Origin of the sequence: Micromonospora sp. NPDC001898 (assembly GCF_042891255.1) — a bacterium.
Classification (GTDB): Bacteria; Actinomycetota; Actinomycetes; order Mycobacteriales; family Micromonosporaceae; genus Micromonospora.
Map to the genome: position 1 here is coordinate 54261 of NZ_JBIATC010000019.1, position 14376 is coordinate 68636.

The window sequence follows — 14376 nt, forward strand, 5'->3', positions numbered from 1 at the left end:
CGCGAGGCCCGGGCCGCCGCCCGGCCCACGCGCGCCTGTACGTGATCATCGTGCCGCCGACCGTACCCGTCGTGAAAGCCAGCCCTGTCCCTCCACGGCGGCCCCCTCCACGGCGGCCTGGTCGGCGAAGGTCCGGCCGAAGCCTGCGCCCGACCCCGACCCGACCCTGGGGGAGAGGGGTACGACGCGCTGCGGGCGGTCGGCGGAGCGGGTGACGGCATGGCGGTCGGCGGAGACGGTCATTAGCTTTGTCGGATGATCAGCACGCAACCGCTCCTGCCCTTCCCCCGTACGATCGCCGCCGGTCCCGAGCCCGGTTCCGACGGGCCCGTGGGGTTCGTCACGGGCCTGGTCGAACGGCTGGGCGGCCCCGGCGCGGGACTGGCGGTCGCGCTTGAGAATCTCTTTCCGCCGATCCCCAGCGAGGTGATCCTGCCGCTGGCCGGGTTCGTCGCCAGCCAGGGAAGAATGAGTCTGGTCGGGGCGATCGGCTGGACCACCCTCGGTTCCGTGGTCGGTGCCCTCGCGCTGTACGTGATCGGCGCCATGTTGGGCCGGGACCGGATGCGCGCCGTCGTCGCGCGACTGCCGCTGGTCAAGCTCGAGGACGTCGACCGGACGGAGGCGTGGTTCCTCCGGCACGGCGTCAAGGCGGTGTTCTTCGGCCGGATGATCCCGGTGTTCCGCAGCCTCATCTCGATCCCGGCCGGTGTGGAACGGATGCCGGTGCCGACCTTCCTGCTGTTCACGACCCTCGGCAGCCTGATCTGGAACACGATCTTCGTGATGGCGGGCTATCTGCTGGGGGAGAAGTGGCACGTCGTCGAGGGCTACGTCGGCGCGTTCCAGAACGTGGTCATCGCGGTGTGCGTGGTGGCGCTCGGCTGGTTCGTCGTCACCCGGGTGCGGCGTGCCCGCGCCGCCCGACAGCTGCCCGTCGACAAGGCCGACCCGGTCGCCCCGGTCGACGCTGTCCACGCGTCGGACGCGGAGGCGTCGCCGTCGGTCGGGCCGGAGTTCGGTGGGGCGCGGGAGTACCGGGGGACCGTCTACCGCAGCGGGTCCTGGCGGGGAGAGCCCGAGCGCTGACCCCCGGTGGACGTCGTGCGGAAAGGCCCTGCGCGCCCGGTGGTGGCGTGTCTGGGTCGAATGTCCGGTTCGGGGTGACCGGTGACACCCGTCCGGTGGAACATGGGCCGGCCCGGGGTCGTTACACATGGCGGACGATCGAGTAGCGCACCCCGCGGCTGAGCCGGCCGAACCCCGGTGGAATGCGGGTCGGCCGCCGGTCGTTACACATGGTCCCGCCGCCATCAGCACCCCTCTGCGGGTGCGGTGAGCCGCCGGACGACTTCCCCCCTTGTTCTTGATCTGTTGGGCGCCTCGACGTGGTGCTCACACCCCCCGTCCTTTCCCTGGGCGGGCGCGTGTGTCGACCCCCGATTGGAGTCACCCCCCATGAACACGATCATGCGTAAGAGCGTTCTCGGTATCGCTGGTCTGGCGTTCGCTGGTGGTCTGGCCGCCGGTCCGCTGAATCACGCCACCACTACTGGGACCGTCGAGTCGGCCATGCCGGCCGCGGTGGCCGTGCAGGCCGACAAGCCGGCAGTGGACAAGGCCAAGCTGATCCCGCACGGCGTGCAGGGTGAGCAGTCCCGTATCGCGCTCGGCGACGAGCAGACCGCCAACGTGAAGGCGATCGTGGCGGCGACGAAGAAGGCCGGTATGGACGAGCGGGCCGCCGTGATCTCGATCGGCACCTCTTTGCAGGAGTCGAAGTTGGAGAACCTGGGTCACCTGGGCGACCGTAACGACCACGACTCGCAGGGCCTGTTCCAGCAGCGCCCCACCTCCGGCTGGGGCACCCCCGAGCAGATCACCGACCCCGAATACTCGACCCTGGCGTTCCTGAAGGGTCTGAAGCAGGTCGACGGGTGGCAGGACATGCCCCTGACCGAGGCCGCCCAGACCGTGCAGGTGTCGGCGTACCCCGACGCGTACGCGCAGTGGGAGCAGCAGGCCGCCGACCTCGTCGCCGAGCACTGGAACAGCTGACCCCCGGCACCACCGCCTACTACGGCACCACCGCTGGCCGGTCCCCGACACCCCGGGGGCCGGCCAGCGGCGTCCGCGCGTTCGGGGCCGGCGGTTTCCCGGGGACGCCCGGCCGGACGGGGGACGCCGGCGGCCCCCACGGTGCAGAGCAGCGACCCGCTCGGGTGCCACGGCGATCCGGGAGGTGGCTCGGGGCCGACGCGGTGACCGTCGGGGAAGCCCGGGCGTACAGTCGGGCGGTGGACCGTACCGAATCCCTGCCGGCGCAGACGCGACCGCCCGGCGTGGCGCCCGCCGATCCGGGCAGCGTGCTGCTGCCCGGGCACGACGTGCCGCTCGGCCGCTACACGACGGTGCGTCGGCTGCTGCCGCAGCGCCAGCGGCGGATGGTCGGGGCCTGGTGCTTCGTCGACCACTTCGGGCCGGACGACGTCGCCGAGCGGCCCGGGATGGAGGTGCCGCCGCACCCGCACACCGGGTTGCAGACGGTCACCTGGCTGCTGGACGGGGAGATCGTGCACCGGGACAGCCTCGGCAACGTCCAGCCGATCCGGCCGGGGCAGCTCAACGTGATGACCTCCGGCCACGGCATCGCCCACTCGGAGCGGTCGCCGGCGGCGCATCCGCCGGTGATGCACGGGGTGCAGCTCTGGGTGGCCCTGCCGGACCCGGCGCGGGCGGCGGTGCCCGACTTCGCCCACCACGAGGACCTGCCGGTGTGGCGCGACGGAGACCTCGACGTCACGCTGCTGGCCGGCGAGCTGGGCGGGGAGCGGTCCCCGGCGGTGCTGCACACCCCGCTGGTCGGCGCGCAGCTCACGGCCCGGGGCGCGGCGCCGGCCCGGCTGCCGCTGCGCCGCGACTTCGAGTACGGCCTGCTGGCGATGTCCGGTTCCGCCCAGGTGGGTGACGTGCCGCTGGAACCGGGTGCGTTGCTCTACCTCGGTGCCGGTCGGGAGAGTCTCACCCTGAGCGCAGCGTCGGACAGCCGGCTGCTGCTGCTCGGCGGGGCGCCGTTCGAGGAGCCGCTGGTGATGTGGTGGAACTTCGTCGGCCGGTCGCACGAGGAGGTCGCCGCGGCCCGCGAGGACTGGGCGGCCGGCCGTCGGTTCGGGACGGTGGCCGACGACGCGGCGCCGCCGCTGCCGGCGCCCGCGCTGCCGACCACCCGGCTCAAGGCCCGCACCCGGCACGGCGACATCCGGGCCTGAACCCCGGGCGGGGCCGGGCGGGCACAGGCACCGGCGGGTGGAGGCGTGGCGGGTGGCGACGCGGGTAGTCGCGGGCATGCCGACCATTGCGATCTCCAGCATCGAAGACAAGAAACGACTGGCCCGCCGGCTCGCCGGCAGCGGGCGAGGATTCGCCGAGCAGTACGGGTTCCGGGTCACCAACAATCCGTCCAGCCTGTTCCAGCTCCTCGTCCTGTCGGTCCTGCTGGCCCGACGGGGCGACTTCCGGCGGGCCCTGGACACCGCCGCCGCGCTGCGTGACGCCGGCTGGGACAGCGCGGCCCGGATGGCCCGTTCGCTGCACGCCGACCGGGTGCGGGTGCTGCGGGAGGCCGGGCAGCGCGGCGACGTGGACGCCCTCGCCGACACCCTGGGCGACCTCGCCCGTGCCGTGGTGGATCGGTATCGGGGCGACCTGCGCCGGCTGCGCGCCGCGGCGCACCACGACCCGGCCGGCGAACGGGCGCAGCTGGCCGAGCTGCCCGGGGTCGACGCCGGGGTGGTCGACCTGTTCCTGCGCGAGGCGCAGGCGCTGTGGCGGGAGGTGGCCCCGGTGGCGGACCGACGGGCGCTCGCGGCGGCCCGCCGGCTCGGCCTGGGGCGGTCCGCGACCGATCTCGCCCAGCTGGCCGGCGGCGGTGAGTCGGAGCGGCTGGCCTGGCTGGTCGGCGCGCTCGCCCGGGTGGACCTGGAGAAGCGGTACGCCGAGCTGGCCGACTGAACGTGTGCCGGCCCACAGTTCCTCGAAATTTGACCGTAAGTACGATGGCGGAAGCTATGATGATCTCGGCAGTCGAGTTCGCCCGGTTCGGGCGGACGTGGCCGTCCGGCGGTGCGACCCGGTTCGGGTCGCGGTCACCGCCGGGAGACAGGTTCTGCGTGGCGCCCCAGGTCGCGGTTCGTGGCCCGGGGCGCCCGCCTGTCTCCGGCCGGCCCGCTCACCTGACGAGCCCGGCCAGCAGGTTCACCGTCGCGGCGATGATCACCGCCCCGAACAGGTACGACACCAGCGCGTGCCGCAGCACGGTCGTACGCATCTCGTTGCTGGTCAGGTTCGTGTCGGAGACCTGGAAGGTCATCCCCACCGTGAACGCCAGATAGGCGAAGTCCGAGTAGCGCGGGCGCTGTGCCTGGTGGAACATCACCCCGCCGTCGGGCCCACCGTAGTAGATCCGGGCGTACCGGGCGGTGAAGACGGTGTGCACCACCAGCCAGGACAGCAGCACGCTGGCCACCCCCAGCATGCTGTAGGCGTCCCGGGCCGGCCCCGGCCGGGCGCTGCGCGCGGTGACCAGCACGACCGCGACGGCGACCAGGCTGGCCAGGCAGGCGACCAGCAGCAGCAGGTCGCGGGTGGGCCGGTTCGGGTCCTCGCGTACGGCGAGCCGGGCGGTCCGCTCGGCGTCCGACGGCCACAGCGTGCGCCAGACCAGCACCAGCCAGCTCAGGGCCGCCGCGTCCCAGCCCACGAGGGGGCTGAGCGACGGCGGGCCGACGAGCGCGAACAGGCCGCCGCCCAGCCCACCGGCCAGCCCGAGCACGGCGAGCTGGACCACCGCCGGGGTGTGTCCGTCCCTGCCGCGCACCCACCCGTTCCCGACGGCGCGGCGCTCAGATGCCGCGCAGGTGCTGCGAGACCCGGGTGTGCGGGTTCCGGGCCTGTGCCGCACGCTGCGACCTGCCGATCTCCGGGGCGGCGTCGATCTTGGCGGAGCGGGCCACCTCGTTGCCGTTGGCGTAGTCGACCGGGGGCAGGGCGCGCAACGCGCGCAGCACGTCCGGCGGCGCCCCCTCCCGCTGCGCCTCGCGTACCACGTCGGCCTTCTCGGCCGGGTAGTCGAGGCTGGACAGGTACCGCAGGACCTCGTCGTAACTCGCCATGGTGTGGGCTCTCCTCGCCGGTTCGATCCGGTTCACGACTTCACGACCGGCCGCGGTTACCCACCCGCCGGCCGCCCACGCCCGTCCGGCGCGAGGAAATCGCGGACGCGGCCCGTCCGGGTCGAGCCGTCCGGGTCGCCGTTTCCGGCCCGGTGGGACGGGTACGCGACCGGCCCGATGCAGCGGAAGGAGCACCGCCATGAACTACGACACCTTCGTCGAACAGGTGTCCCTGCGGGCACAGGTCCCCGGGGAGCGGGCCGTGGAGTTGACCCGCGCCACGCTGGAGACCCTGGCGGAGCGGCTGACCGGCGGCGAGGTGCTCGACCTCGCGGCCCAGTTGCCGAAGCCGTTGCAGTTGGTCCTGCGGCCGAGCCCGGACACCGAGGCAGCCGACCGGTTCGGCGCGGCCGAGTTCGTGGCCCGGGTCGGCCAGCGGGCCGGCCTGGACGAGCGGGCCGCCCGGGACGCCGTCCGGGCGGTGTTCGTCACCCTGCGCGAGGCGGTCAGCGGCGGGGAGTTCGACGACATCGTCATCCAGATGCCGCGCGACTACCGGGACATGGTCGAGCCGGCGCTCGCCCCGGGGGCGGCCGTCCCGCGCCGACCCTGACCGGCCGACCCTGACCGGCCGACCCACCCCGGCGGCGGCGACCCTCAGGCGACCGCGTTGGCGGCGCGCAGGGCGGCGATCCGGTCGGCGGCGAGACCGGCCTCCGCCAGCACCTCGTCGGTGTGCTCGCCCGGGTGCGGCGGCGGCCGGCGCAGCGCCGTCGGCGTGCCGGTGAACCGGGGCGCGGGTGCTGGCTGGGTCGCCCCGGCGTGCTCCACGAACACCCCTCGGGCCGCCAGGTGCGGGTGCTCCGGCGCCTCCCTCCAGTCCAGGACCGGCGCGACGCACGCGTCCGAGGAGCCGAGCAGCGCCGTCCACTCGTCGCGGGTGCGGGTGCGGAACAGCCGCGCCCACGCCGCGCGCAGCGCCGGCCAGTTCGCCGGGTCGTCGCGGTCCGGCGCCTCGTCGCCGGGCAGCGGGAAGCCGGTACGCCGGACCAGCTCCGCGTAGAAGCGGGACTCCAGGGCGCCGACGGCGAGGTGGCGGCCGTCCGCACACTCGTACGTGTCGTAGAACGGTGCGCCGCCGTCGAGCAGGTTGACCCCGCGCGGGTCCTGCCACAAGCCGAGCCGGCGCAGCGCGTGGACCTGGGTCGACAGCACCGCCACCCCGTCCACGACGGCCGCGTCGACCACCTGTCCGGGCGCTCCGGCCCGGACGGCGTACAGGGCCGAGACGATGCCCAGGGCCAGCATCATCCCGCCGCCGCCGAAGTCGCCGAGCAGGTTCAGCGGCGGCACCGGACGCTCGCCGGACCGACCGATGCCGTGCAGCGCCCCGGTCAGGGCCAGGTAGTCGATGTCGTGCCCGGCGTACGGGGCGAGCGGGCCGTCCTGCCCCCAGCCGGTCATCCGCCCGTACACCAGGCGTGGGTTGACCGCGCGGCAGTCGGCGGGGCCCAGGCCGAGCCGCTCGGTCACCCCGGGGCGGAAGCCCTCGACCAGCGCGTCCGCGCGGCCGACCAGGGCCAGCACCGCGTCCCGGCCGCCGGCCGACTTCAGGTCCACCGCGACCGAGCGGCGGCCCCGGTTGAGCAGGTCCGGGTGGGGGGTGCCGAACGCCGACGGGTCGACGTCGGTGGCCCGGTCCACCCGGATCACGTCGGCGCCCAGGTCGGCCAGCATCATCGCGGCGAACGGGCCGGGGCCGATGCCCGCCAGTTCGACCACCCGCACCCCGGCCAGCGGGCCGGCCCCGCCGCCGGCCGCCGCCCGGCCCGCGTCGGGGTGGCTCACGCGCTCGTCCATCGGGCCACCATAGGTGTTTCGCGTTTGTCCCGTGAGGTGCCGGGAATCCGTCCCGCGCGTTCCGCCCCGATCACCGCTGGTGACGGCGGGGGTCGCGGCTTGGCGAGGCGACCGGGCTGACCTAACCTTGTCGCACGAGGGGAGTACTTCCCACGAATCATTCCGGTCAGTACGGCGTGCCCGGAGCACGCCTCGGGTGGTTGCCCACGGGAACGTGGGTGAAGGAGACCTCGAACATGAGACGGTGTTCGAGGGGATTCCATGACCGAATTGTCTTATCTGTCCGCCGGTGAGTTGTCATCGGTGGGCACGCCCACGCTCTGGGCGGTCACCATCGCCGGCGTGCTCGCGCTGCTGGTGCTGGACTTCCTCGTCACCCGCAAGCCGCACGAGGTGTCGCTCAAGGAGGCGCTCGGCTGGTCCGCCTTCTACATCGCCCTGCCGCTGGCCTTCGGCGCCTGGGTCTGGTCCCGCTTCGGCTCCCAGCAGGGCGTGGAGTACCTGACCGGCTACCTGGTCGAGAAGTCCCTCTCGGTCGACAACCTGTTCGTCTTCATGCTGCTGCTGGCGGCGTTCGCGGTGCCCGCCGCCCTCGCCCAGCGGGTGCTGCTCTACGGCATCGCCGGTGCGCTGGTGCTGCGGGCGATCTTCATCGCCCTCGGCGCGGCAGCCCTGCAGACCCTCGACTTCGCCTTCCTGATCTTCGCGGCCATCCTCATCGTCACCGCCGTCAAGCTGCTTCGTGACGCCGTCTCCGGCCACGAGCAGACGGTGGACATCAACAAGATGCGGTCGGTGCGGCTGCTGCGCCGGTTCATGCCGGTCGTCGAGGAGTACCAGGGCACGAGGATGGTCGTCCGGCAGAACGGTCGCCGGGCGCTCACCCCGCTCGCCCTCGTGGTGGTCGCGGTGTTCGCCACCGACATCGTCTTCGCCGTCGACTCGGTGCCCGCCGTGTACGGCATCACCGAGGACCCGTACCTCGTCTTCGCCACCAACGCCTTCGCCCTGCTCGGCCTGCGGGCGCTGTACTTCGTGCTGCACGCCGCGCTGAGCCGGCTGGTGCACCTCAGCTACGGCCTGGCCTTCATTCTCGCCTTCATCGGCGTCAAGCTCGGCCTGCACTGGGCGCACGGGATCTGGCCGGGCGTGCCGCAGATCCCCACGCTGGCCTCGCTCGGGGTGATCATCGGCGTGTTGGTCGTCGTGACGTTCACCAGCCTCCGGGCCACCCGCAACGCCGCGGAGGGCGACAAGGAGACCGTCGCCGACCGGCACTGACCGCGTCGACGGCCGGGCGTCACCGCCCGCCGTCGACATCGGCCACGCCGCGACGGCGCGTGGGCGGGACTCCGGCCCGACCCGCGTCCGCCGTGGTCGTCCGCCCCGGCGGGTCCGGGCGTAACGGTGCCACCGAGATCCGCCAGGTGGTACGACTGGCTGGTGGGAATCGTGTCACCGGGCTTCCAGGGCCGGCCCCGCTCGGCGGAGCCGGCCCTGCCACCGGGGCAGTACCTGACCGAGGACTTCCCGGTGCTCTCCGCCGGCCCCACCCCGAAGGTGCGGCCGGACACCTGGGAGTTCGTCGTCACCACCGAGACCGGCGCGGAGCGCCGCTGGTCCTGGGCCGAGTTCACCGCCCTGCCCCAGGACACCCCGACCGTCGACATCCACTGCGTCACCCGCTGGTCCAAGATCGCGACGACCTGGCAGGGCGTCTCGCTGGACGTCCTGCTCGACGGCGTCGACACCGACGCGGCGTACGCCCTGGTCCACTCGTACGGCGGGTACACCACCAACCTGCCGCTGGCCGACCTGCGCGGCGGCCGGGCCTGGGTGGCGTACCGCTTCGACGGCCGCGACCTGCCCGCCGAGCACGGCGGCCCGGCCCGGCTGCTGGTGCCCCACCTCTACTTCTGGAAGTCCGCGAAGTGGGTGCGCGGCATCCGGCTCAAGGTTATGGACGAGCCCGGCTTCTGGGAGACCGCCGGGTACCACGCCTACGGCGACCCGTGGCGCGAGCAGCGCTACACCGGCGATTGAACGCCCCGTCGAACGCCCCGCTGACCTGGCGGGTGGCCCGGCTGGTCGAGCGGCGGGGCGAGACGCCGACCGCGCGGACGCTCGTCATCGACGCGCCCGGCTGGCCCGGGCACCTGCCCGGCCAGCACGTCGACGTCCGGCTCACCGCGTCCGACGGGTACCAGGCAGCCCGGTCGTACTCCCTCGCCGGGCCGGCCGACGGCGACCGGATCGCGCTGACCGTGCAGCGGGTGCCCGACGGCGAGGTGTCGCCGTACCTGATCGACGTCTGGGCCCCGGGCGACCCGGTGGAGGTGCGCGGCCCCGTCGGCGGCTGGTTCGTCTGGCGGCGCACGGAGACCGCACCGGTGCTGCTGGTCGCCGGTGGCTCGGGCGTGGTGCCGCTGATGGCGATGGTCCGGGCCCGCCGGGCCGCCGGCAGCCGGGCGCCGTTCCGGCTGGTCTACTCGGTGCGCACCCCGACCGACGTGTTCTACGCCGAGGAGCTGCGCCGCCGCGCCCGCGACGACCAGGGACTCGACGTGGCGTACGTGTACACCCGGGCCGTGCCCGACGGGTGGCGCGGCGAGCCGCACCGGATCGGGCTGGCGGACGTGAACGTCCACGGCTGGCCGCCCGACCTGGAGCCGCTCTGTTACGTCTGCGGACCGACCGGCTTCGTCGAGACGGTGGCGGACCTGCTGGTGGGCCTGGGCCACCAGCCCCGGCGGATCCGCACCGAACGTTTCGGCCCGACCGGTTGACCGAGCCCGGCCGGACGCGGCCGGCACCAGCCGATCCGGCCCCGACCCGCCCGAGGAGACCCGATGACCGAGATGACCTACCTGGACGGCAACATGCTCGACGGCCCGCTGCGCGAGCTGTTCGCCGTCGACCTGAGCGCCGCCACCGGGCGCTGCCAGTCGTGCGGCATGACCGGCCCGCTCGCCGGCCTGCACGTCTACCCGCACGCCCCCGGCCTGGTCGCCCGCTGCCCAGCCTGCGCGGCGGTGATGCTGCGCCTGGTCCGGGCGCCCGACCGGGCCTGGCTGGACCTGCGCGGCACCACCTACCTCCAGGTGCCCATGCCCCCCGACCAACCCCGACCCCTCTGACGCGCCTGGACGCCGGCCCGGTGCCGGGCCACCGCCGCGGTGCCCCTACGGGCGGGTCGGGTACCCGACCGGCCACCGATCGGCCGCCGGGTGTTGCGTTCCCCGGCCCGACTGCGCGAGGCTGATCCCCGGGACAGCGATCTGCCGTTCGGGGGCGAGGATCGATGGCATCACTGGCGACGTCCGGGTGGCATCCCCAGGTCAAACCCGAGCACGGCCTGCACCGGCTGCCGGGCGGCCGGATCCGCGTGGGCGGATCGGTCTACGGCATCGCGGCCGAGGTGCTCGATCCCACCGGCGCGATCTGGACGACGCTGTGCGCCGCCGACGGCACCCGCGGCGTCGAGGAGATCGTCCGGCAGGTGCTCGCCGCGCACCCGGGCGAGAAGGCCGGCGCGGTACGCGCCGCGCTCGACCTGTTCGCCGCCGCCGGGTATCTCACCGACGCGGCTGCCCCCGACCCGCCGGAACTCACCGACCGGGACCGGGAGCGCCACGACCGCGGCCGCCGGTTCCACCGCTGGATCGACCTGGTCCCGCGCGCCACGTCCTGGGAGCCGCAGCTCGCCTTGAAGCGTTCCCGGGCGGTCGTGGTCGGGCTGGGCGGCACCGGCGGGGCCGCCGCGCTCGCCCTGGCCGCCGGCGGGGTCGGGCGGCTGCACTGCGTCGACCCCGACGTGGTCGAGCTGTCCAACCTCAACCGCCAGACCATGTACGTCGAGGACGACATCGGCCGGCCCAAGGTGGACGCCGCGGTGGCCCGGCTGCGCCGGCTCAACTCCGACATCGAGGTCACCGCAGAGCGGTCCGAGGTGCGCGGGCCGGCCGACCTGCGTCGGCTGGTCGCCGGATGCGACGTGCTGCTGCTCTGCGCCGACCGGCCGGGCGCCATCCGGGCCTGGGCCAACCGGGTCTGCCTGGGCGCCGCGACCCCCTGGGTGGACGCCGGGTACCACGGCCCGGTGGTGACGGCGGCGGCGTACCTGCCCCGGGTGGGCCCGTGCTACGAGTGTTTCTGGCTCGCCGAGCACGACAGGCGCCGCCGCGACGACCCGGCCGCCGAGTACACCGTGCAGCGGGAGAGCAGCAGCGCGGTCAGCGCGTCCTCGGCCGGCCTGTCCGGGCACCTCGCCGCCCACCTGGCGACGGCCCTGCTGACCGGCGTGCCGGCCGTCCGGCCCGGTCAGCTCCAGGGGATCAATCTGGTCGCCCCCGACCAGCACTTCCTCATCGCCCACCCGCCGCACCCGCGCTGCCCGGCCGGCTGCGGCGGGACACCCGTCGACGCGGCGGTCGTCGCCGGCAGGTCGGCGTGCCGATGAGCGTCGAGGCCGCCGACTGCTGCCGGGTCTGCCGCACGAGCTGCGCGCCCGGTCCGGTCCCGACCCCCGCAGAGGGAGGTGGGACCGGGTCCGACCCCCTCGGAGGGAGGTGAGAACAGTGGAGCAGATAGTCATCCGGAAGCTGGACAAGGTGGAGACGACCGGTGCGAGCAACCCCAGCGGCAACTGAAACCGGGGCCCACGCCCGACCCCCGGAGACGCGCCGCCGGGCGGCATCGGCGACCTGGTCCACCTCGACACCCGGCTGGTCAGCGGCCGGGTGCGCACCCCGCGCCTTCGGCCGCCGCCGGCAGGTCGAGGCGATCGCGCCGGGACCGCCCACGTCCGGCCCCAGCCGGACTGATTCCTGACGTTTGCCCTGGCCGGCGGCGGGAACGGCACCCCCCATGACGAAGCCTCGGGTGGTGATCGTGGGGGCCGGGTTCGCCGGTTACCACGCGGCGAAGACGTTGAGCGGGATCGCCCGGAACCGGGCCGAGATCGTCCTGCTGAACTCGACCGACTACTTTCTCTACCTGCCGCTGCTGCCCGAGGTGGCCGCCGGGGTGGTCGAGCCCGGCCGGATCGCGGTGCCGCTCAGCGGCACCCTCGACGGCGTGCGGGTGGTCGTCGGCGAGGCCGACCGGATCGACCTGCAGAACCGCTGGGTCGGCTACACGATGCCGGAGGGCGACCAGGGCCGGCTCGCCTACGACCGCCTGGTGCTCGCCGTCGGCAGCGTCAACAAGCTGCTGCCCATCCCCGGCGTCACCGAGTACGCCCACGGCTTTCGCGGCCTGCCCGAGGCGCTCTACCTGCACGACCACGTGGTACGCCAGATCGAACTGGCCGAGCTGACCGACGACCCGGCCGAGCAGCGGGCCCGCACCACCTTCGTGGTGGTCGGCGCCGGCTACACCGGGACCGAGGTGGCCGCGCACGGCCAACTCTTCACCGACCGGCTGGCCGCCCAGCACCCGCACCTGGGAGTCCGGCCCCGCTGGATGCTGCTCGACGTGGCCCCCCGGGTGCTGCCCGAACTGGATCAGCGGATGTCGGTGACCGCCGACCGGGTGCTGCGCCGGCGCGGCGTCGACGTGCGGATGGGCACGTCGGTGGCGGAGGCCACGTTCGACGGGGTGCGGCTGACCGACGGCGAGTGCGTGCCCACGTGCAGCCTGGTCTGGTGCGTCGGGGTGCGCCCTGACCCGTTCGTCGCCGAGCTCGGCCTGCGCACCGAGAAGGGGCGCCTGGTGGTCGACGAGCACCTCACCGTCCCCGGCTTCCCCGAGGTGTACGCGTGCGGCGACGCCGCCGCGGTGCCCGACCTGACCCGCCCCGGGCAGGTCTGCACCATGACCGCCCAGCACGCCCAGCGCCAGGGCAAGCTGGCGGCGCACAACATCGCCGCCTCCTACGGGCAGGGCCGGCGTCGGCCGTACAAGCACCACGACCTGGGCTGGGTGGTCGACCTCGGCGGCAAGGACGCCGCGGCGAACCCGCTGAAGGTGCCGCTGTCCGGGCTGCCGGCCAAGGCCGTCACCCGCGGCTACCACCTGCTGGCCATGCCGGGAAACCGGGCCCGGATCGGCGCGGACTGGCTGCTCGACGCCACCCTGCCCCGTCCGGCCGCGCGGCTCGGCCTGGTGCCCGCCAACGCCGTGCCGCTGGAGAGCTCGTCGCCGGAGGTCCCGGTCCGGCACGGCTGAGCGCCCGGCGCTTTTTGGCGATCACCCCCTCGCCGTCGCGATCACCCCCTCGCTGGCGCGATCACCTCGCCGGCGGCGGTCATCCCCTCGCCGGCGTGATCAGCGCTCGTCGGCCGGGCGCGGGCGGCGGCTCCCCGGCCCGAACTCGCGCAGCAGCAGCTGCCCGATCCCGGCGGCCGGGATGGCCAGCAGCGCCCCGATCAGACCGGCCAGCTCCGCCGCGAACAGCACGCTGGCCAGCACGGTCAACGGGTTCAGCTGGACCGCCCGCGCCATGATCACCGGTTGCAGCAGGTGGTTCTCCACCTGCTGGTAGATCACGAAGAACACCAGCACCACGATCCCGGCGGTGGGGGAGTGCAGGAACCCGGCGCCGCCCGCGAGGATGGCCCCCAGAGTCGCGCCGACCAGGGGCAACAGGTCGGCGATCGCCACCAGCAGCGCGATCACCCCGGCGAACGGCACCCCGGTCAGGGCGAGCACGAGGAAGGTCAGGACGCCGCAGATCACGCTGATCAGCAGGTTCCCCGTCAGATAGCCGGTGACCACCCGGGACACGCCCCGGCCGATCCGCCGGGCCCGGCCCGCCGCCCGGTCGCTGAGCAGGGCGGTCACGCCTGCGGTGATCCTCGGGGCCTCCAGCACCATGAGGTACGCCAGCACGATCACGGTGATCAGCCCCGCGAGGGTTTCCAGCACGCGCCGGACCAGCCCGACGGCGGGCTCGCGCAGCTGGCTGCCGTACTGCTCGATCTGGTTGGAATGGCCGGCCAGGTACCGCCGCAGCCGCAGCCGCTCCAGCGCCTCGCCGACCGGGCCCCGCCCCGCCCGGGTCTCCCGCAGCAGGTCCGGCGCCCGGTCGGCGAACCGGCCCAGCTCGTCCACCAGCGGCAGGAAGATCACCGCGATCAGCGCGGTGAGCACCCCGAACGCGGCCAGGAAGATCACCAGGGTGGCCAGCGCGCGGCGTGGCACGAAGCGGCGTTGCACGCCGTCGACCAGGGGCTTCAACGCGACGGAGAAGAACGCCGCGACCACGGCCCAGACCAGCAGCCGCCGGGTGGCCCAGATCAGGAACAGCCCGAGCAGGGTGGCCAGCACCAGGGCGATGACGACCGCGGCCCGCCGGGCGGTGACCCTGTCGTCGGCGTTCCTCATCCGGCGCGGCTACCCCCGC

General features: G+C 74.1%; 15 protein-coding genes. 11 read left to right on the top strand and 4 right to left on the bottom strand.

The window, feature by feature from the left end; translation table 11 throughout:
• The first annotated feature begins 255 nt into the window (after nucleotides 1–255).
• The 4 genes from ACFYZF_RS26520 to ACFYZF_RS26535 all read left to right on the top strand — a co-directional run bounded on the left by ACFYZF_RS26520 (nucleotide 256) and on the right by ACFYZF_RS26535 (nucleotide 4011).
• A complete protein-coding gene (locus ACFYZF_RS26520; protein ID WP_387025213.1) occupies nucleotides 256–1089 on the top strand; it encodes a DedA family protein in 834 nt (277 codons plus the stop codon).
• 369 nt (nucleotides 1090–1458) lie between these two features.
• Entirely contained in the window at nucleotides 1459–2058 is a 600-nt protein-coding gene (locus tag ACFYZF_RS26525; protein ID WP_387025215.1) for a hypothetical protein, read from the top strand.
• 239 nt (nucleotides 2059–2297) lie between these two features.
• Nucleotides 2298–3269: a pirin family protein gene (locus tag ACFYZF_RS26530; protein ID WP_387025217.1), complete on the top strand. Its 972-nt coding sequence runs from the start codon at nucleotides 2298–2300 to the stop codon at nucleotides 3267–3269.
• 76 nt (nucleotides 3270–3345) lie between these two features.
• Nucleotides 3346–4011, top strand: coding sequence for a hypothetical protein (locus ACFYZF_RS26535; protein WP_387025276.1), 666 nt, complete (start codon nucleotides 3346–3348; stop codon nucleotides 4009–4011).
• Nucleotides 4012–4228: 217 nt separating this feature from the next.
• Here the strand turns inward: ACFYZF_RS26535 and ACFYZF_RS26540 are convergent, their stop codons facing one another.
• Together ACFYZF_RS26540 and ACFYZF_RS26545 are read right to left on the bottom strand one after the other, a co-directional pair.
• A complete protein-coding gene (locus ACFYZF_RS26540; protein ID WP_387025219.1) occupies nucleotides 4229–4876 on the bottom strand; it encodes a DUF1345 domain-containing protein in 648 nt (215 codons plus the stop codon).
• 25 nt (nucleotides 4877–4901) lie between these two features.
• Nucleotides 4902–5171 (bottom strand): DUF2795 domain-containing protein, encoded by a 270-nt coding sequence (locus ACFYZF_RS26545; RefSeq protein ID WP_387025221.1) that lies wholly within the window; start codon nucleotides 5169–5171, stop codon nucleotides 4902–4904.
• 199 nt (nucleotides 5172–5370) lie between these two features.
• Between ACFYZF_RS26545 and ACFYZF_RS26550 the strand changes: the two genes are divergently transcribed.
• The gene (locus ACFYZF_RS26550; RefSeq protein WP_387025223.1) at nucleotides 5371–5784 is read left to right on the top strand and encodes a DUF2267 domain-containing protein; all 414 of its coding nucleotides are present in this window, start codon (nucleotides 5371–5373) and stop codon (nucleotides 5782–5784) included.
• 44 nt (nucleotides 5785–5828) lie between these two features.
• On the opposite strand, the gene ACFYZF_RS26555 is transcribed toward ACFYZF_RS26550, so the two are convergent.
• Nucleotides 5829–7031 (bottom strand): CaiB/BaiF CoA transferase family protein, encoded by a 1203-nt coding sequence (locus ACFYZF_RS26555; protein ID WP_387025225.1) that lies wholly within the window; start codon nucleotides 7029–7031, stop codon nucleotides 5829–5831.
• Between the two features lie 261 nt (nucleotides 7032–7292).
• Between ACFYZF_RS26555 and ACFYZF_RS26560 the strand changes: the two genes are divergently transcribed.
• The 6 genes from ACFYZF_RS26560 to ACFYZF_RS26585 all read left to right on the top strand — a co-directional run bounded on the left by ACFYZF_RS26560 (nucleotide 7293) and on the right by ACFYZF_RS26585 (nucleotide 13199).
• Nucleotides 7293–8312 carry a TerC/Alx family metal homeostasis membrane protein gene (locus ACFYZF_RS26560; protein ID WP_387025227.1) on the top strand — a complete coding sequence of 340 codons (1020 nt, stop codon included), beginning with the start codon at nucleotides 7293–7295 and terminating at the stop codon, nucleotides 8310–8312.
• A 171-nt stretch (nucleotides 8313–8483) separates the two neighbouring features.
• The gene (locus ACFYZF_RS26565; protein ID WP_387025278.1) at nucleotides 8484–9074 is read left to right on the top strand and encodes a sulfite oxidase-like oxidoreductase; all 591 of its coding nucleotides are present in this window, start codon (nucleotides 8484–8486) and stop codon (nucleotides 9072–9074) included.
• Nucleotides 9071–9817, top strand: a complete 747-nt coding sequence (locus ACFYZF_RS26570) for a ferredoxin reductase (protein ID WP_387025229.1) — start codon at nucleotides 9071–9073, stop codon at nucleotides 9815–9817. Before ACFYZF_RS26565 ends, ACFYZF_RS26570 begins: the two co-directional genes overlap by 4 nt.
• A gap of 63 nt (nucleotides 9818–9880) precedes the next feature.
• A complete protein-coding gene (locus ACFYZF_RS26575; RefSeq protein ID WP_387025230.1) occupies nucleotides 9881–10168 on the top strand; it encodes a DUF6510 family protein in 288 nt (95 codons plus the stop codon).
• A gap of 164 nt (nucleotides 10169–10332) precedes the next feature.
• Complete coding sequence (locus tag ACFYZF_RS26580; RefSeq protein ID WP_387025232.1) at nucleotides 10333–11490, top strand: ThiF family adenylyltransferase; 1158 nt, start codon at nucleotides 10333–10335, stop codon at nucleotides 11488–11490.
• A gap of 407 nt (nucleotides 11491–11897) precedes the next feature.
• On the top strand, nucleotides 11898–13199 hold the full coding sequence (locus ACFYZF_RS26585) for an NAD(P)/FAD-dependent oxidoreductase (protein ID WP_387025234.1): 1302 nt from the start codon (nucleotides 11898–11900) through the stop codon (nucleotides 13197–13199).
• 99 nt (nucleotides 13200–13298) lie between these two features.
• Here the strand turns inward: ACFYZF_RS26585 and ACFYZF_RS26590 are convergent, their stop codons facing one another.
• Complete coding sequence (locus ACFYZF_RS26590; RefSeq protein WP_387025236.1) at nucleotides 13299–14357, bottom strand: AI-2E family transporter; 1059 nt, start codon at nucleotides 14355–14357, stop codon at nucleotides 13299–13301.
• Nucleotides 14358–14376 lie beyond the last annotated feature (19 nt).